Annotated in this window: 19 protein-coding genes and 1 pseudogene; 10 read left to right on the top strand and 10 right to left on the bottom strand. The window is 69.0% G+C overall.

Going from position 1 to position 17,520, the window contains the following annotated elements:
• Positions 1-133: 133 nt before the first annotated feature.
• From C6570_RS02620 to C6570_RS02600, 5 genes are all read right to left on the bottom strand, one after another.
• Positions 134-553, bottom strand: coding sequence for an organic hydroperoxide resistance protein (locus tag C6570_RS02620; RefSeq protein ID WP_106701801.1), 420 nt, complete (start codon positions 551-553; stop codon positions 134-136).
• Between the two features lie 40 nt (positions 554-593).
• Entirely contained in the window at positions 594-1,055 is a 462-nt protein-coding gene (locus tag C6570_RS02615; RefSeq protein WP_106701799.1) for a MarR family winged helix-turn-helix transcriptional regulator, read from the bottom strand.
• Positions 1,056-1,163: 108 nt separating this feature from the next.
• Positions 1,164-2,018, bottom strand: coding sequence for a 3-hydroxybutyryl-CoA dehydrogenase (locus tag C6570_RS02610; RefSeq protein ID WP_106701797.1), 855 nt, complete (start codon positions 2,016-2,018; stop codon positions 1,164-1,166).
• Positions 2,019-2,189: 171 nt separating this feature from the next.
• On the bottom strand, positions 2,190-2,870 hold the full coding sequence (locus C6570_RS02605) for a hypothetical protein (protein WP_245896272.1): 681 nt from the start codon (positions 2,868-2,870) through the stop codon (positions 2,190-2,192).
• 139 nt (positions 2,871-3,009) lie between these two features.
• Positions 3,010-3,582 carry a bactofilin family protein gene (locus C6570_RS02600; protein ID WP_106701795.1) on the bottom strand — a complete coding sequence of 191 codons (573 nt, stop codon included), beginning with the start codon at positions 3,580-3,582 and terminating at the stop codon, positions 3,010-3,012.
• Positions 3,583-3,980: 398 nt separating this feature from the next.
• Between C6570_RS02600 and C6570_RS02595 the strand changes: the two genes are divergently transcribed.
• The 4 genes from C6570_RS02595 to C6570_RS02580 are packed head-to-tail and all read left to right on the top strand — an operon-like array spanning position 3,981 to position 7,652.
• Positions 3,981-5,102, top strand: a complete 1,122-nt coding sequence (locus C6570_RS02595; RefSeq protein ID WP_106701793.1) for an MlaE family ABC transporter permease — start codon at positions 3,981-3,983, stop codon at positions 5,100-5,102.
• Positions 5,103-5,106: 4 nt separating this feature from the next.
• Complete coding sequence (locus C6570_RS02590; protein ID WP_106701790.1) at positions 5,107-6,012, top strand: ABC transporter ATP-binding protein; 906 nt, start codon at positions 5,107-5,109, stop codon at positions 6,010-6,012.
• Positions 6,013-6,017: 5 nt separating this feature from the next.
• Positions 6,018-6,986: an MlaD family protein gene (locus C6570_RS02585; RefSeq protein ID WP_106701788.1), complete on the top strand. Its 969-nt coding sequence runs from the start codon at positions 6,018-6,020 to the stop codon at positions 6,984-6,986.
• Positions 6,987-6,995: 9 nt separating this feature from the next.
• Positions 6,996-7,652, top strand: a complete 657-nt coding sequence (locus C6570_RS02580; RefSeq protein WP_106701786.1) for an ABC-type transport auxiliary lipoprotein family protein — start codon at positions 6,996-6,998, stop codon at positions 7,650-7,652.
• Positions 7,653-7,880: 228 nt separating this feature from the next.
• On the opposite strand, the gene C6570_RS02575 is transcribed toward C6570_RS02580, so the two are convergent.
• Positions 7,881-8,390 (bottom strand): MaoC family dehydratase, encoded by a 510-nt coding sequence (locus C6570_RS02575; protein ID WP_106701783.1) that lies wholly within the window; start codon positions 8,388-8,390, stop codon positions 7,881-7,883.
• A 130-nt stretch (positions 8,391-8,520) separates the two neighbouring features.
• Positions 8,521-9,270 (bottom strand): SDR family oxidoreductase, encoded by a 750-nt coding sequence (locus C6570_RS02570; protein WP_106701781.1) that lies wholly within the window; start codon positions 9,268-9,270, stop codon positions 8,521-8,523.
• A 72-nt stretch (positions 9,271-9,342) separates the two neighbouring features.
• On the opposite strand from C6570_RS02570, the gene C6570_RS02565 reads away from it, so the two are divergent.
• Both C6570_RS02565 and C6570_RS02560 read left to right on the top strand, forming a co-directional pair.
• Positions 9,343-9,942, top strand: coding sequence for a 2-hydroxychromene-2-carboxylate isomerase (locus C6570_RS02565; RefSeq protein WP_106701778.1), 600 nt, complete (start codon positions 9,343-9,345; stop codon positions 9,940-9,942).
• Positions 9,943-10,010: 68 nt separating this feature from the next.
• Positions 10,011-10,703 carry a dienelactone hydrolase family protein gene (locus C6570_RS02560; protein WP_106701775.1) on the top strand — a complete coding sequence of 231 codons (693 nt, stop codon included), beginning with the start codon at positions 10,011-10,013 and terminating at the stop codon, positions 10,701-10,703.
• Positions 10,704-10,774: 71 nt separating this feature from the next.
• Here the strand turns inward: C6570_RS02560 and C6570_RS02555 are convergent, their stop codons facing one another.
• From C6570_RS02555 to hemB, 3 genes are read right to left on the bottom strand one after another with little or no spacing between them, the layout of a single operon-like run.
• Positions 10,775-11,899, bottom strand: coding sequence for a LysR family transcriptional regulator (locus C6570_RS02555; RefSeq protein ID WP_106701773.1), 1,125 nt, complete (start codon positions 11,897-11,899; stop codon positions 10,775-10,777).
• Positions 11,900-11,949: 50 nt separating this feature from the next.
• Entirely contained in the window at positions 11,950-13,113 is a 1,164-nt protein-coding gene (locus tag C6570_RS02550) for a magnesium transporter CorA family protein (protein WP_106701771.1), read from the bottom strand.
• 56 nt (positions 13,114-13,169) lie between these two features.
• Positions 13,170-14,177 carry a porphobilinogen synthase gene (gene hemB / locus C6570_RS02545; RefSeq protein ID WP_211297632.1) on the bottom strand — a complete coding sequence of 336 codons (1,008 nt, stop codon included), beginning with the start codon at positions 14,175-14,177 and terminating at the stop codon, positions 13,170-13,172.
• 300 nt (positions 14,178-14,477) lie between these two features.
• On the opposite strand from hemB, the gene C6570_RS02540 reads away from it, so the two are divergent.
• The 4 genes and pseudogenes from C6570_RS02540 to C6570_RS02525 all read left to right on the top strand — a co-directional run bounded on the left by C6570_RS02540 (position 14,478) and on the right by C6570_RS02525 (position 17,471).
• Positions 14,478-14,906 carry a CopD family protein gene (locus C6570_RS02540; RefSeq protein ID WP_106701767.1) on the top strand — a complete coding sequence of 143 codons (429 nt, stop codon included), beginning with the start codon at positions 14,478-14,480 and terminating at the stop codon, positions 14,904-14,906.
• A 19-nt stretch (positions 14,907-14,925) separates the two neighbouring features.
• Positions 14,926-16,023 (top strand): annotated as a pseudogene (locus C6570_RS02535) (VanZ family protein); the annotation flags it as partial.
• A 353-nt stretch (positions 16,024-16,376) separates the two neighbouring features.
• On the top strand, positions 16,377-16,721 hold the full coding sequence (locus C6570_RS02530; protein WP_106701766.1) for a (2Fe-2S) ferredoxin domain-containing protein: 345 nt from the start codon (positions 16,377-16,379) through the stop codon (positions 16,719-16,721).
• Between the two features lie 111 nt (positions 16,722-16,832).
• The gene (locus C6570_RS02525; RefSeq protein WP_106701764.1) at positions 16,833-17,471 is read left to right on the top strand and encodes an alpha/beta hydrolase; all 639 of its coding nucleotides are present in this window, start codon (positions 16,833-16,835) and stop codon (positions 17,469-17,471) included.
• Positions 17,472-17,520: the final 49 nt, after the last annotated feature.

Below are 17,520 nucleotides of genomic sequence, written 5' to 3'. Positions count from 1 at the left end.
TTGCGCCGCTGCGCCCTGGTGCGGTGATGTCAGTTAAATACTACAAAAATAATAGCTGCCAGCGCTGGTGGGGCCTGCGCTGACAGCTATTTTGGCTTGAAGGCCTTGCCGCCCAGCTACAGGCGGTCGCAGATCAGGCCAGCGTCAAATCCACCGCAATGTTGCCGCGCGTGGCGTTGGAATACGGGCACACCTCGTGCGCGGCGGCCACCAGTTTCTGGGCCGTGTCGGCGTCCAGGCCGGGCAGGCTGATCTTCATGCGCACGGCGATGCCGTAGCCGTGGCGGGTGGGGCCCAGGTGCACTTCCGAGTCAATGGCGGCGTCGGCGGGCACGGCCACGTTCAGCTTGCCCGACACGGCCTTCATCGCGCCCATGAAGCAGGCGGCGTAGCCGGCGGCAAACAGCTGCTCGGGGTTGGTGCCGTTGCCGGGTTGGCCGGGGGGCGTGAGCTTGATGTCCAGGCGGCCGTCGTCGGTGCGCGACGCACCGTCGCGCCCACCCACGGTGTGGGCGTGGGCGGTGTACAGAACTTTGTCGAGTGGCGTGGTCATGGGGCTTTCCTTTCGGAGGGTTGGGGAAACAATGGGCCGGTCAGCCTTCCAGCCGCTGGCGCAGCGCCTGCAGCTCGGCCGTGAGTTGGCGCACTTGCGTGGCCGTGACGCCGCTGCCGGCCAGCAGCGACGTGGGGATGTGTTGGGCGCGTTCGCGCAGGGCGCGGCCAGCGGGCGTCAGGCGCACGCGCACGCGGCGCTCGTCGGCGGCGTCGCGCTCGCGCGTCACCCAGCCGGACGCTTCCATGCGCTTGAGCAGCGGCGTCAGCGTGCCCGAATCCAGCGCCAGCCGATCGCCCAGCGCCGAGACGGTGACGTCGTCGTGCTCCCACAGCGCCAGCAGGGCGATGTACTGCGGGTACGTCAGGCCCAGCTCGGTCAGCAGCGGCTGGTAGCGCCGCGTCATCGCCAACGAGGCGGCATACAGCGAAAAGCACAGCTGGTGGTCCAGCAGCAACTGGGGCGCTGGGGCCGGCTGGACTGTGGCGGCGCTGGTGGGCATGGGTGGAATTGTTTCTCTCAATTAAATTGTGTGCAATTGAACGGCACCAAAAACACCGGCCGGTGCAAGGTCTTGCGGGCGGCCGGTGTGCAGCGGGCGCGGCCGCGCTTACTTGGCGTAGCTGTAAACGCCCATGCCGGTCTTGCGGCCCAGGCGCCCGGCGGCCACGTATTCGCGCAGCAGGTGGCAGGGGCGGTATTTGCTGTCGCCGAACTCGTCCAGGTACACCTCCATGACGGCCAGGCACACGTCCAGGCCGATCATGTCGGCCAGGGCCAGCGGGCCGATGGGGTGGTTGCAGCCCAGGCGCATGCCCGCGTCGATGTCTTCCGGCGTGGCCAGGCCTTCGGCCAGCACGAAGAAGGCTTCGTTGATCATCGGCACGAGGATGCGGTTGACCACGAAGCCCGGTGCGTTCTTGACGGTGATGGGCGACTTGCCCAGCGTTTCGGCCAGCGCTTTGACGGCGTCGTGCGTGGCGTCGCTGGTCTGCAGGCCGCGGATGATTTCCACCAGCGCCATCATCGGCACGGGGTTGAAGAAGTGCATGCCGACGAAGCGGTCGGCGCGGCCCGTGGCGGCGGCCAGCGCGGTGATCGAGATCGACGAGGTGTTGGTGGCCACGATCACCTCGGGTGCCAGCAGCTCGTCCAGCTGCTTGAGGATCTTGGTCTTCAGCTCGCGGTTTTCGGTGGCGGCCTCGATCACCAGATCGGCGCCCTGGAAGTCTTCATAGCGCGTCGAGCCCTTCACGCGGGCCAGCGCGGCGGCCTTGTCGGCCTCGGTGATCTTTTCTTTTTGCAGCAGGCGGTCCAGGCTTTTCTCGATGGTGGCCAGGCCCTTGTCCACCGCCGCCTGGTTGATGTCTACCATGACCACGTTGATGCCCGAAACGGCGCAGGCCTGCGCAATGCCGTTGCCCATGGTGCCAGCGCCGACAACGCCAACCGTGTTGATGCTCATGCGATTTCTCCGGAAGTAAAGGGTAAGAGCCGTGTGCCGCCGCGTGCGTGCGGCGCGGGCAGCCGGTGGCGCCTTGGGGCACCCGGGCGGGGCCCGGCGCTTGCGCGGCAGCGGCCGCTTTTGCGGCGGATTATTGCACCCGCGCCCTCGTGGGAAAGTCGCGCGGGGCGCTCACTTGACCGGCAGGAAAGCCAGCACCGGCGCCGCCACGAGCCCTTGCACGTAGCCGATGGCCGCGCGGCGGTAGCGCTCGGTCGTGTAGGCGGCCAACAGATCCAGGCGCCCGATGATCTTGCCGAACTCGCGCTCAAAACTCAGGTTGCGCTGATCGGGCCCGATCTCGTTGGCCAGCAGCAGCGGCTGGCCGCCGGGGCCACGGCGCGTGTTCAGCACCCACAGCGCCGTTTCCATGTTGCGCGCGGCGTTGTAGATGTGCTGCGGGTCGACCCCGTTCAGGTAGTAGAAGTCGCGCCGCCCGCCGTGGGCGGTGACGATGGTGTCGTGGCAGCTCAGGATGAACGCGGCCACGCGGTCGCCGGTGAATTCGGGCGACAGCGAGAGCGACAGCGCGCTCACGTCGCGCCGCCCGCCCAATGGCGCCCACGCCTGCCCGTTGGTCATGGCCGACTGGATCAGGTCCAGCGCCGCGTCGCGGTTGGGCGCGGTCTTGCGCCATTCGCCGGGGTTGCGGCGGTACAGCTTGTCGGCCAGCTGCAAAAGGCTGGCCTCGTTGGCGCGCATGCCAACCTGCGTGACGCGGTTGCCCTCGCTCTGGATCAGCTCGCTGGCGTGAAACTCGGCGCCCTGCACCGTGCCGCGGTCCACCGGCGCATCGCTGGCGCAGCCGGCCATCGCCGCCGCCAGGGCGAGCGGCCACCAGCGTGCGCGGCACGAAAAAAAGACCGTCGAAACGGTCTTGGCGCAGTACCGGCTTGCGCCGGATGCTATGATTTTTGATGCGGCCAATGCCTGGCCGCCATCCGAAGGCGCGTCAGGCCGGAACGGCCACCGGCTCGCCTTTGGCGCCAGTGGTTTTGCTGGATGACGATGCGCTGGCGCTGTCGCCAGAAGTGCCGAACGTGATTTCACCGGAGAGTTGCCCCCCTTCCTCGATCACGATCTTGCCATAGCGAATCTTGCCGGTGACCTTGCCGGTCGAGAAGATCACCAGTTTTTGGCGCACCGTGAGGTTTCCATCAAACACGCCGTGCACTTCGGCGATGTCGATCTCGGCAGAGCCCTTGAAGGCGCCCTGCTCGGCGATCTGGATCACGCGCGAATTCATCGTGGCTTCCACGGTGCCTTCGACCACCAGCGTGTCGCAGTCGGTGATCTCGACGCCCTTGAGCTTGATGTTGGGGCCCACGGTGAGTTTGGCGCCGCTTTCCACCGCCGCAACGGGCGATGGCGTGGCAGCGGGGGCTGCGGGTGCGAAAGCTGGCTGTGCGGTGGAAGAAGTACCGGCCGAACCGAGTGAGCTGGTGCCGCCCAGTGATGAGCTGCCCGGCGCGCGCGCTGGGGTGGGTTCGTCGCGCTTGCCGAAAAACGGTCCTTGAAGTGCCATGCTTTCTCCTTGTGACAATCTGCTGATCCTAAAGGCGCGAGTGACCTTTTCCACATACAAGAGGAAAAAATCGTAACCAATCCGGCCGGTGCGTGAGATCGTTGCCGCTGGGGCCGGCACCAGTGCTGGCTGGCCATCAATCAACGTGCGCCGTCCGCCTACAAAGCCAAGCGCGATGCGCCCGGCGGTGTACGGGCCTGCGGGGCGCTACCATCGCGGTTTTGCCGAGCCTGGCAGCCGGTGGGGCCGGCGGTTCGAGGGATGGCCGCAGCCCAAGCCTAAATGGCACGCGCGCGGCCCCAGCGCCGCTTCGCTTGCTTGCCAATCTTGCTGAACCGTAGCCTTTTCTTACCGCTTTCTCGCCGACCGACGCAGCCCGCTTCCAACCAGCCCAACGCATGTCCGACGCCGCGCCCAGCATTGCCACCGACCAGACGCCCGACGGCGTGGTCGCCGTGCTGCACGGGCACTGGACGGCCGCGCAGCTGACGCAGCCCGCGGCACTGCGGGCGGTTTCCAGCGCGCTGCACGCGCAGAAAGGCGCGGCCGGCTGGGACTTGCGCCCCATCCAGTCGCTGGACCACCTGGGCGCCCTGCTGCTGTGGGACCACTGGCAGCGCCAATGGCCCGCCCGCCTGGAGGCCGACGAAGACCAGCGCGCCGTGCTGGAGCGCGTGGCGCAGTTCAGCAAGGTGCCCCCGCCCGAGGCGCCGCCCGTGACCTTCAGCGACCGCGTCGGTGCGCTGGGCCTGGCCGTGGTCAAGGGCGTTCAGCAGGTGCGCGACTTCGTGGCGCTGATGGGCCAGCTGGCGCTGGATCTGCTGCGCCTGGCGGCCCGGCCGCTGCGCGGGCCGTGGCGCGATTTTTCCGGCCACCTGTACCGCATCGGCGCCCAGGCGCTGCCGATCACGGCGCTGGTGGGCTTCTTGATCGGCGTGGTGCTGGCGTACCTGATGAGCTCGGTGCTGCGGCAGTTTGGCGCCGAGACGTTCATCGTCAACATCCTGGGCCTGGCGCTGATCCGTGAATTGGGCCCGCTGCTGGCGGCGGTGCTGATCGCCGGGCGTTCCGGCTCGGCCATCACCGCCCAGATCGGCGTGATGCGCGTCACCGAAGAGCTGGACGCGATGCGCGTCATGGGCATCTCCACCGGCTTTCGCCTGGTCATGCCGCGCGCGCTGGCGCTGTCCATCGCCATGCCGCTGATTTCGATCTGGACGACGCTGGCCGCGCTGATCGGCGGCATGCTGGCGGCCGACCTCACCCTGGGCATCACGCCCAGCTACTTCATCGAGGCCATGCCCAAGGCGGTGCCGGTGGCCAACCTGACGCTGGCCATCGCCAAGTCGGTCGTCTTCGGCCAGGCCATCGCCTTGATCGCCTGCCATTTCGGCCTGCGTGTGAAACCCAATACCGAGAGCCTGGGCGAGGGCACCACCTCGTCCGTGGTGGCGTCGATCACCGCCGTGATCCTGATCGATGCCCTGTTCGCCATCATGTTCAAAAGCATCGGGATCTGAGCGCATGAACGCCTTGCCCGAAAGCCAAGCCGTCGCCACGCCGAAGACCGGCCCCGGCTTGCCCGCCGCTGGCCAGCCCTTGATCGAGGTGAAGGGGCTGTGGAGCGTGTTCCCCGTGGTCGGCGGGGGCGAAGTGGTGGTCCACAAAGACCTGGATTTGACCGTGCTGCGCGGCGAGGTGCTCACGCTGGTGGGCGGCTCTGGCACCGGCAAGACGGTGCTGCTGCGGCAGATTCTGGGGCTGAACACCCCGGCCAAGGGCACGATCACCGTGCTGGGCCAGCCCGTCAGCCAGCTGACGCGCGAAGGCGCGGCCGCGCGCGTGGGCATGCTGTTTCAGCAAGGCGCGCTGTTCTCGGCCTTCAACGTGCTGGACAACATCGCCTTTCCCCTGCGCGAAACCGGCGCGCTGCCGCCCGAGTTGGTGCGCGAGGCGGCGATGATCAAGCTGGAGATGGTGGGCCTGAAGCCGGGCGACGCCACCAAGATGCCGGCCGACCTGTCGGGCGGGATGATCAAGCGCGTGGCACTGGCGCGCGCGCTCATCATGGACCCGCCGCTGCTCATGCTGGACGAGCCCACGGCGGGGCTGGACCCGGACAGCTCCGATGCCTTCGTCACCCTGCTGCGCTCGGTGCACGAGGAGCTGGGCTTGACGGTGGTGATGGTCACGCACGATCTGGACACGCTGTTCGCGCTGTCGTCGCGCGTGGCGGTGCTGGCCGACCAGCACGTCATCATCAATGCGCCGGTCAAGGAAGTGCTGGCTTTTGACCACCCCTTCATCCGCCACTTCTTCCTGGGCGACCGCGGCCTGCGCGCGATGGAAGACCTTCACATCCAGCGCCCGAGCACGCCCGCCGCTGACGACACCCCCGCCGGCGCCCCCGCGCCGCAGAAAGGACAATAACCGCCATGGAAAACAAAGCCCATGCGTTCGCGGCCGGCGTGTTCGTGCTGGCCGTCACCGCCCTGCTGGTCGGCATGGTCATGTGGCTGATGCGCGACACGGTCAGCACCAGCCGCTACGAAATGACCACCACCGACGCCGTCACCGGCCTGCAGCCGCAGGCCGCCGTGCGCTTCAAGGGCGTGGCCGTCGGCAAGGTGACCAACATCGACTTCGACCCGGACAAGCCCGGCAACGTGCTGGTTGAGCTGGCCGTGGACCGCAACGCGCCCGTCACCCAGTCCACCTTCGCCACGCTGGCCTTCCAGGGCGTCACCGGCCTGTCGTTCGTGCAGCTGGACGACGACGGCAGCTCGACCGCCGCGCCCACGGCCGGCCCCAACGGCGTGCCGCGCATTCCGCTCAAGCCCAATGCGCTGGGCCAGCTGCAGGACATGGCCAGCACCCTGGTCGAGAAAGTCGGGCAGGCCACCGACCGCGTCAACCAGCTGCTGGGCGCTGAAAACCAGGCCGCGCTGAGCAACGCGCTGACCGAGCTGGGCGCCGCCGCCAAAAGCGTGAACCAGCTGGCCAGCCACACCGACAAGACCATCCAGAGCATCAAGCTGGAGGGGCTGGTCCAGCAGACCAGCGGCACGCTCACCACCATCGACAAGGCCGCCTCGCAGGTGCGCGTGACCGCCGCCAACCTGGACACCACCGTGGGCCAGCTGGGCAAGGGCGTCGAGCGCGTCACCGGCCCCGGCGGCGTGGTGGACCGCATGAGCGAAGGCGCCAGCACCGTCACCAACACCACGCTGCCGCGCATCCAGAACCTGACCGAAGACGCCAGCCGCACCATCCGCCGGCTGGACCGCATCGCCAATGCGCTCAGCGAGAACCCGCAGGCGTTCATCTACGGCTCTGGCACCGTGCCCGCTGGCCCCGGCGAGCCCGGCTTTCAGGCGCCCGCCACCGCCCCTGGCGGCCCTTGAGGAGAAACTATGAAATTGATAGCTGCTCGCGCACATCTGGCCGGCGCCAGGGCCGTTTTTCTTTCATTGGCTTCGGCCCTCATGCTGGGCGCCTGTTCGCTGCCTTTGCCCGACAAGCCCGTGCGGCCCGAGCCCTACGACCTGGGCCCGCCGCTGCCGCTGGCCGCCAGCACCACCGCCACCGGCCCGGCGCTGGCCATGGACTCGGTCGAAGCCAACGCCGCCATTGACGGCACCTCGGTCGTCTACCGCTTGCTGTACAGCGGCGACGGCCAGCAGCCGCGCCCCTACGCGCAGGCGCGCTGGGTAATGTCGCCGCCGCAGCTGGTCAGCCAGCGCCTGCGCGAAGCGTTTTCCGCCACGCGCCCGGTGGTCGACGTGGGCATGGGGCTGGCGCAGGTCGAGCTGCGCGCGCAGCTGGACGATTTCTCGCAAGTGTTCAGCGGCCCCAATGCCAGCGAGGGCGTGGTGCGCCTGCGCCTGACGCTGATCGCCCCCGCTTCGGCCACCCAGCGCCTGCTGGGCCAGCACACCGTTGTCGTGCGCAAGCCCGCGCAGACCGCCGACGCGCCCGGTGGCGTGGCCGCCTTGCGCGCCGCGACCGACGAAGCGGTGCGGCAGGCCGTGGCCTGGGTGCAAAGCGTGCCGGTGCCTGCGGCGCGCTGAAACGGCGCATCCGCCGAATCACCGTGTGATGAGGTTGGCGTGTGGCCGCCAGCGCGTGGCGCGGTCCCAGGTGCGCTGGGCGCGCTTCACTTCACTTCACCGAGCCGTCAGCACCGCGTCGAAGGCGGCCGCTGCCGTTGCGGCAGCCGAATGCACCCGATCCGCAGATTGCTGCATTATTCATAGCTGCCGCCGCCCACTGCGCGGGCGCTGGAAGGCTAAATGCCTTCAATTCGCGGGCGAAGGCGCGGCCACGCTAGCCGCCTCGCCGGGCGTTCTGCGGCGGAACATGCCGTAGCCGTCCATCATCAGCACCTGTTCGCCGTCTTGGTTGAACGCCTCCCACACCGAGCGCACCAGGCCCACGTCCGGGCGCGAGGCCATCGGCCGCGATTCGACGATGCGCTGGCGCACCGTCAACGTGTCGCCGGGGTACACGGGCCTCAGCCACTTCAGTTTTTCCAGGCCGGGCGAGCCCAGGCTGGACGACTGCAGCAGAAAGTTGCGCGCCATCAGCCCCATCACCATCGCGCAGGTGTGCCAGCCCGATGCGGCCAGGCGCCCGAACATGGATTGCGCGGCCGCCTCGTCGCTCAGGTGAAAGGGCTGCGGGTCGTACTTGCCGGCGAATTCGAGCACCTCGTCGCGGTCCACCGTCAGGCTGCCCAGGTCGATGGTGGTGTCCACGGGCAGGTCTTCCCAGTAGTACTGGATGGCGGGGGTGGCGGGTGCGTTCACGGTGATGTCCGGTTGGGTGGTGGGCAGGCGCCGGGGCGCCCGGCACGGCTTGGGCGCATCGTAGTGGGCGGCGGCGCGGCGCGCTGTCTCATGGGTGCAAAGGCCGCGGCGGCGGGCGGGGTGCCAGCGCCTACCGCCCGCCCGACACGTCGATCAAGGACATGGTGGTGTAAGGCGACTTGTCGGACAGCAGCCAGACGATCAGCTCTGCCACCTCGTGGGGGGTGCCGCCGCGACGCATCGGCACCTGGCCCATCAGCGCGGCCACGCGGTCGGGGCGCCCGCCCGATGCGTGGATTTCGGTCTCGATCAGCCCGGGCCGCACCGCGTTCACGCGGATGCCGTCGGCGGCCACTTCCTTGGCCAGCCCGATGGTGAAGGCGTCGATCGCGCTTTTGGCCGCCGCGTAGTCCACGTATTCGCCCGGCGAGCCCAGCCGAGCCGCCGCGCTGGATACGTTGACGATGGCGCCGCCCGCGCCGCCGCCGCGCGGGCCCATGCGCCGCACCGCTTCGCGCGCGCACAGCATGCTGCCGATCACGTTGATGTCGAACATGCGGCGCCAGCGCGCCACGCTCATGTCTTCCACGCGCTGGGCCTGGTCCACCACGCCCGCGTTGTTGACCAGGCCCGTCAGGCGGCCCAGCTTGGCGTCGATGTGGGCAAACATCTTCAGCACCTGCGCCTCATCGGCCACGTCGGCCTGCACGGCGATGGCCTGCCCGCCCGCCGCGCGAATGGCGCGCACCACCTCGTCGGCGGCCAGTGAATTGGCGGTGTAGTTCACCGCCACCGCCCAGCCGTCGGCCGCAGCCAGCCGGGCCGTGGCGGCGCCAATGCCGCGGCTGCCGCCGGTGACCAGCAATACCTTGTCGCCCATGTCCTGTCTCCTGCAAGAATGCCGTGGTCGGGGTAAAAAACGCCCAGGCATTATCAGGAACAGGAGACCACCGTGGACCGCGCCATCGACTACTACTTCGCCACCCCCAGCCCCTGGGCGTACCTGGGGCACGAGCGCCTGGCGGCGCTGCTGGCCGCGCACCGGCGCGACGTGCGCGTGCTGCCGGTGGACTATGGCCGCATCTTCGCGGTCTCAGGCGGGCTGCCCTTGCTCCAGCGCGCGGCGCAGCGCCAGGCCTACCGCCTGGTCGAACTGCGCCGGTTTGCCGACCACCTGGGCGTGGCGCTGAACGTGCAGCCGCGCTACTTCCCGGTGGACGCCGCTGCTTCGTCGCTGCTGATCACCGCCGTGGCGCACGCCGACGGCATGCCCGCCGCCATGCGCCTGGCCGGCGCCGTGCTGGCCGCCTGCTGGCGCGAAGAGCGCGACATCGCCAACGACGGCACCTTGACCGAGCTGCTGGAAGAAACCGACCTGCCCGCCGAACGGCTGGCGCAATCCAAAGACGCCGACACGCTGGCGCGCTTGGAAGCGCACACCCAGGCCGCCATCGACGCGGGCGTGTTTGGCGCGCCCACCTACGTGGTCGAAGGCGAGATGTTCTGGGGCCAGGACAGGCTGGACTTTTTGCAGCGCAAGCTGGGGCTTTGACAAACCAGTTGCCCTCTGGCGCAGGCTGCAAGTGCGCTGGCAGCTATTAAAACAGGAGTTAATCCACCATGGGACAGATGCTTGAAATCACCGCGGCCGACGGCCAGAAACTGCCCGCCTACGTGGCCCAGCCGGAGGGCGCGCCGCGCGGCGCGGTGGTGGTGCTGCAAGAGATCTTTGGCGTCAACTCGCACATCCGCGACGTGGCCGACGGTTACGCGCGCGCCGGCTACCTGGCCGTCGCGCCCGCGTTGTTCCAGCGCGTGCAGCCGGGCGTGGACATGGGCTATACCGACGCCGAGGTGAAGGCGGGCATCCAGCTCAAGGTCAAGGCCGAAGCGCTGCCCGCGCCCGGCGTGCTGCCCGACGTTCAGGGCGCGATCGACTACGCCGCGCAGGCCAGCGGCGGCCAGAAGGTGGCCGTCGTCGGCTACTGCTGGGGCGGCCTGTGGGCGTGGCGCGCGGCGGCGCTGGCCACGGGCCTGTCGGCCGCCGTGCCCTACTACGGCGGCGGCATGACGCAGCCGGCCGAAATCGCGCGCCAGCCCAAGGTGCCGGTGATGGCGCACCTGTCGGACAACGACGGCTCGGTACCGCTGGACGGCGTGAAGGCGCTGCAGCAGGCGCACCCGGCCGTGCAGGTGTTCATCTACCCCGCACACCACGGTTTCAACTGCGACCAGCGCCCGGCCTACGACGCGGCGGCGGCGCAGCAGGCGCTGGAGCGCACGCTGGCCTTTCTGGCGCAGCACGTGGGTTGAGGGCGCGGGCGCCTTCGTGGCGCGCAGGTGACGTGCCCCCAGTTTGCGCGCCCGGATGCGGCGCGGGGGGCTCAGGCCTTCTTGCGCGGCGCCTTGCGGGCGGGGCCGGGCGCAGGCGCGCCGTCTGCCGTCGCGTCTGACGGAGGCGCCAATGGCGTGCTGGATCCGGTGCCGCGTTGGGCGGCCGGTTTCGCCCCAGGTTTCACTGAAGGTTTCGCGGGCGCTTTCTCCCTGGGCTCCTCGCCAGATTTCGGCGCCTGGGCGTCGGGTGGCGTGCTCAGCTCAAGCATGACCGGGATCTTGCCGTCGCGCACCCGCAGCCGCTCGTCCAGGAAGTCCAGCAGCGCGCGCAGTGCGGCGCTGTTGTGGCGCCGCTGGGCGTAGGCGGCATAGACCCACATGCCCTGAATCGAAAAGTTTTGCAGCGCGGCTTCCAGATCGCCGCGCGCCAGCGCCTCGAAGATCGCCAGCCGCGGCGACCAGATCACGCCCAGCCCTTGCGCGGCCAGCTTGCGCAGCGGGGCGGCGTCGGTGGCGCAAAAGCGCGGCTGCTGCAGCGCGATGCTCTGCGTGCGCCCGTCCACGGTGAACTGCCAGTGCGGCGTGTCGCCCGGCAGCGCGTACGCCAGCTGCGCGTGCTGCGCCAGCTCGCTGGGGTGGCTCGGGCGCCCGTGGCGGTTCCAGTACTCGGGCGAGGCGGCCACCACGTAGTCCAGCGGCACCAGGCGGCGCACGATGATGTTGTCGTCTTCAATGGGGCCGATGCGCACCGCCAGATCCACCCCGTCGGCGGCCAGGTCCACCACGCGGTTGGTGACGCGCAGGTCCACGCTGACATCGGGGTAGCGCTGCATGAAGTTGCCCAGCAGCTCAGGCAGCTGCGTCAGCATCATCCCGTGCGGCGCGGTGACGGACAGGCGGCCGCTGGGCTTGGTGGCGCGCTCGTGCAGCTCGTCGGCGGTCAGGTCGATCAGCTCCAGCAGGGCGCCGCTGCGCTCCAGCAGCAGCTGGCCCGCGTCCGTCAGCGACACCTGCCGCGTGGTGCGGTTGAACAGGCGCACGCCAAAGCGCTTTTCCAGCTGGGCGATGTACTTGCTGACGTTGGCGGGCGACATGTCGGTGGCGCGCGCCGCGGCCGCAAAGCTGCCGCGCTGGGCCACTTCGCGAAAGGTTTGGATCAGGTCCAGTGAGTCCATGGGCAGGCCCGGTCAAGGGTGGCGGCGCATGGCACGCGGGTGCGGTGCCTTCAGCGGTCGTCAGGCGCAATGTAGCGCCGTCGCCGGAAGATCACCCAGATGCCCGTGGCCAGCAGCGCCAGCAGGCCCAGCGCCAGCCACATGCCTTCGGTGCTGTGGATCAGCGGCAGGTGGTCGAAATTCATGCCGAAAAACCCGGTGAACAGGTTCAGCGGCAGGAAGATGGCCGTCACCGCTGTCAGTGTGCGCATGATGTCGTTGGTGCGCTGGCCCTGGGCGGCAAAGTGGATCTGCACGGCGGTTTCGGCCGATTGCTCCAGCCGCCGCGCGTGGTGCAGCACGCGGTCGATGTGCTCCATCACGTCGCGCGCGCGGGCCACCAGCTGGTCGCGCCGCGCCAGCGCCTGCGCGGCGTCGGTGTGGTAGCTGGACAGGGGCAGCTCGCGCAGCGTGTCCAGCCATTCCTGCATGGCGTCCTGCTGCTCTTCGCACAGGTCCTGCAGCACGTGCAGGCGCTTGCGCGCGAACATGATGTCGCCCCAGGTGTCCTGGTCGGGCGTGGGTTTGAGCAGCTCGCCTTGCGCGTGCTCCATGGCGGCCGTCAGGTCCTTGCGCAGGTCCAGGTAGCTGTCGACCATGTTGTTGACCATGCGCAGCGTCAGATCGGCCGGGCTTTGCGGCACGCGGGTGCGCGTGCCCAGCGCGTCCACGCTCAGCTTGGCGTCATCCAGAAAGCGTTGCACGTAGTTTTTGGCCACGTTGCAGCCGCCGGGGTGCACGCTGATCAGCAGCCGGTCAAACACGGCAAAGCCCACCGGGTGGGATTCGATGCGCGCGTACGCGCTGGCCACCGACGCGCCTGCCCCGCCGCTTGAGGCCGCCGCGGCCACGGCGTCTGCGGTGGTGCGCGCCGCTGCCGCCTCGGCGCTGCCGGGCCGCACTTCGCTGGCGGTGGCCAGGCGGCGGAAGATGATCAGGTCGTACACCGATGTGGCGTCGTAGCCCGAGGGGTGCACGTCGCTGGCCAGGTCCTTCACGTGCACGTCCAGCAGCGGCGAGCCGCCCAGGCGCTGCGCGATGCCTTGCAGCTCGACCGCGCGCGTCAGGTATTCGGCGCGGTCCAGGTAGACCCAGACAAAGCCGTCGGCCGGCGCCTGCCCGGGCACGCCTTCGGCAAAACGCAGGCTGCCCGCGGTGAACTCAACAATCTGCACGGATGGATTCTTTGCGTAAAAGGTGGTTCTGGCGCTGGTGCAGCCTGCGCTGGCAGCTATTTATTCAATAGCAAACGGGCCGCGTCGCGCGCAAAGTAGGTCAGCACGCCGTCGGCGCCCGCGCGCTTGAAGGCCAGCAGCGATTCCATCACCACCTGGTCGTGGTCCAGCCAGCCGTTCTGCGCGGCGGCCTTCAGCATGGCGTATTCGCCGCTGACCTGGTAGGCGAAGGTGGGCACGTGGAATTCGTCCTTCACGCGGCGCACGATGTCCAGGTAGGGCATGCCGGGCTTGACCATCACCATGTCGGCGCCCTCGGCCAGGTCGATCGCCACTTCGCGCAGCGCCTCGTCGGTGTTGCCCGGGTCCATCTGGTAGACCTTTTTATTGCTTTTACCCAGGTTGGCGGACGAGCCCACCGCGTCGCGGAACGGGCCGTAGAACGCGCTGGCGTACTTGGCGCTGTAGGCCATGATGCGGGTGTGGATGTGGCCCTTGGCCTCCAGCGCTTCGCGGATGGCGCCGATGCGCCCGTCCATCATGTCGCTGGGCGCGACGATGTCCACGCCGGCGGCGGCCTGCGTCAGCGCCTGCTTGACCAGCTGGCCCACGGTTTCGTCGTTCAGGATGTAGCCGGATTTGTCCAGCCAGCCGTCCTGGCCGTGGCTGGTGTACGGGTCCAGCGCCACGTCGGTCAGCACGCCCAGCTCGGGAAAGCGCTTTTTCAGCTCTTTGACCACGCGCGGGATCAGCCCGCGCGGGTTGGTGGCTTCGCTGCCCTTGTCGTCCTTGAGCTTCGCGTCGATCACGGGGAACAGCGCCAGCACCGGAATGCCCAGCGCCACGCAATCCTCGGCCACCGGCAGCAGCTGGTCGAGCGACACGCGCTCGACGCCCGGCATGGAGGGCACCGGCTCGCGCCGGCCCTTGCCGTCCAGCACGAACACCGGGTAGATCAGGTCGTTGACCGACAAGGCGTGCTCGCGCACCAGCCGGCGGGTGAAGTCGTCGCGGCGCAGGCGGCGCGGCCGCAGGGATGGGAAGGGGGCAATTGGGGCTGTCATGGGGAAAATTGTGCCCCAACGCGCGCAGGCCTCCATCCCAGCACTAGGGTAAACCCGTGTGGCGAAGATGATAAGTATGCAAACATTTGGCGGCTAATTCGTTTGTTCGTGATGACTACTTTTGCTATATTGCGAGTCGAGCGGCTTGCCGCTCCCCGCTTTTCCTCCCTGAGCGGGAGCCTCGACGTGTGACAGCAGACAGGCTTTTTAACCCCGGCCCTCGTGCCGGGGTTTTTTCTGCCCGGCCGATGCGTGGTTCTACGGCGGGCGGGGCGCGATGCGGTCGCTACACTCGGGCGCATGCTCTGGGTCAAGGCACTGCACATCGTCTTCGTGACCAGCTGGTTCGCCGGTCTGTTCTATTTGCCACGCATCTACGTCAACCTGGCCATGGTGCCGCCGGGTTCCGTGGCCGAGCGCGAGCGGCTGCTGCTGATGTCGCGCAAGCTCTACCGCTTCATGACCCTGCTGGCGGTGCCCGCCATCGGCCTGGGGCTGTGGCTGTGGCTGGGTTACGGCATCGGGCGCGGGCCGGGCAACGGCTGGCTGCACGCCAAGCTGCTGATCGTGCTGCTGCTGATCGCCTACCACGCGTGGTGCGGCCGCCTGCTGGCGCAAAGCCAGCGCGGCGAGCCGATGCACAGCCACCGGTGGTTCCGCTGGTTCAACGAAGTGCCGGTGCTGCTGCTGCTGGCGGCCGTGATGCTGGTGGTCGTCAAACCGTTCTGAACGGCCGCGCCCGCGCGCCATGCACCGCTACAAATCGGCCGCCCTGCCCCTGGCGCTGGTTTACGCCACGCTGATCGTCTACGCCAGCCTGTTTCCGTTCACCGGCTGGCGCGACCAGGGCATCGCCCCGTGGGCCTACCTGAACGCGCCCTGGCCGCAGTACTGGACGCGGTTTGACCTGATCTCCAACCTCATCGGCTACATGCCGTTCGGCTTTCTGCTGACGCTGGCGATGCTGCAGCGCCTGCGGCAGCGCTGGCTGGCGGTGGTGCTGGCCACACTGGTAGCGGCCGGGCTGTCGTTCGTGATGGAGTCGCTGCAGTCGTACCTGCCCACGCGGGTGGCGTCGAACGTGGACCTGGGCTTCAACGCCGCGGGCGGGCTGCTGGGCGCATTGACTGCCGCCGTGCTGGCGCGGCTGGGCGCCATCGACCGCTGGCGGCGCTTTCGGGCGCGCTGGTTCGTGCGCGATTCGCGCGGCGCCCTGGTGCTGCTGGCGTTGTGGCCCGTGGGCCTGCTGTTTCCGGCGCCAGTGGCCTTTGGCCTGGGCCAGGTGTATGAGCGGCTGGAAGAAGGCCTGGCCAACCTGCTGGTCGACACGCCCTTTCTGGAATGGCTTCCCCTGCGCGAGCTGGATCTGCAGCCGCTGCTGCCGGGCGTGGAGCTGACCTGCGTGGCGCTGGGCGCGCTGGTGCCTTGCCTGCTGGGCTACACCGTCATTCGCCACAAGGGGCGGCGCCTGCTGTTTGCCGCCATGGCGTTGATCGCGGGCGTGCTGGTGTCGGCGCTGTCGGCGGGGCTGAGCTACGGCCCCATCCACGCCTGGGCCTGGATCAGCGCGCCGGTAGAGCTGGGCCTGCTGGCGGCGGTGTTCGCCGCGGCGCTCACGGCGCTGCTGCCCGGCCGGGTGTGCGTGGTGCTGCTGGTGGCGGTGTTGATCGCGCAGCTGGTCATGCTGAACGCGGCGCCCGAGAGCGCGTACTTTTCACTGACGCTGCAGCAGTGGGAGCAGGGGCGCTTCATCCACTTCAACGGCCTGGCGCAATGGGTGGGCTGGCTGTGGCCCTACGTCGCGCTGCTGTACCTGGGCGGCCGCGTGGGCCGGCCCGACGGCGGGCAGCCAGAGGCGGCGGCGCCCATCGCTGCGGCGGTGCCTGCGCCAACGCCTGCTGCACCAGCGGCTCAGGCCGAATCGGCGGATGCGGCGCTTTTGCCGCCGCCCACCGAGCCGTCGACCTCACCCGCGCCGCTGCCCGCTGCCAGCGCATCCGGCGTGCCCGTCACCACGGACCACCACCCCACGCCCTTGCCCCCCGACGTTGCGGCGCCCGCATCCATCGCGCCGCCGCCAGGCCAAGCCCTGAGCGCCCCCGCCGCGCCCACCGCCGACGCCGCGCCGCCCCCGGCCGATGCCCCCGCCACGGAAACCCCGCCGCCGCCAGTGCCTGCCCCGCCCCCTAGAATCGCGCCATGAGTTCCGCGCCATCGCCCTCTTATTACCAGCGCCACATCTTCTTTTGCCTGAACCAGCGGGAGAACGGCGAAGCCTCGTGCGGTGACCACGACGCCCAGGCCGCGTTCGACCACTGCAAGGCCCGCGTCAAGCAGGCCGGGCTCTCTGGCCCGGGCAAGGTGCGCGTGAACAAGGCCGGCTGCCTGGACCGCTGCGCTGGCGGGCCCATCGCCGTGGTGTACCCCGAAGCTGTCTGGTACAGCTACGTGGACAAGAGCGACATCGACGAGATCGTCGAATCCCACCTGCGCGACGGCAAGGTGGTGGAACGCCTGCTGACGCCGCCCGACTTGGGCCGCTGAACGCCCGCGCCGCCCGGCGCCCTGCCCGCTTGCGCAAGGCACCTGTTACAGGCTTTTTCTCGCGCCAGCGCTAGCGCAGCCTGTGGCGGTAGCTATAATTTGCGTAGCGAAATGAATGCCCAGACGCAATCCCTGACCCTGCAAGGCCCGGCCGGCGCCATCGAAGCGCTGCTCGACTTGCCCGACCCGGCGCAGTTCGCCGCCGCGCGCGGCACCGCCGTCATCGCCCACCCGCATCCGCTGTTCGCCGGCACCATGACCAACAAGGTCGTGCAAACGCTGGCGCGCGCCTGCGTGCAATGCGGTTGGCGCGCGCTGCGCTTCAACTTTCGCGGCGTGGGTGCCAGCGCCGGCGCCTACGACGAAGGCCGTGGCGAGGTGGACGACATGCTCGCCGCCGTGGCCGCGCAGGCGCCCGCGGGCGAGGCGCTGGTCATCGCCGGTTTTTCCTTTGGCGCCTACGTGGCCAGCCGCGCCGTGGCCGCCCTGCACGGCCCCCGCCCGATCGACGGCGTGGTGCTGGTGGGCACCGCCGCATCGCGCTTCGACGTGGCCCCCGTCCCGCCCGAGCTGCAACCGCAAACCCTGGTGGTGCACGGCGAGCTGGACGACACCGTGCCGCTGGCCTCGGTCATGGACTGGGCGCGCCCGCAAAGCCTGCCCGTGACCGTGGTGCCGGGCGGCGAACACTTCTTTCACGGACAATTGCCGCTGCTCAAGACGCTGGTCGTGCGGCACTTGCGGCCTTGATCATTTTTAAGCATCCAATCGGGTTCTAGCGCCCGTCCAGCCTGCGCCA

Source organism: Ottowia oryzae, from assembly GCF_003008535.1.
Classification (GTDB): domain Bacteria; phylum Pseudomonadota; class Gammaproteobacteria; order Burkholderiales; family Burkholderiaceae_C; genus Ottowia; species Ottowia oryzae.
The sequence above is the reverse complement of the archived record's forward strand: the minus strand, read 5'-3'. Positions and strand labels throughout refer to the sequence as shown.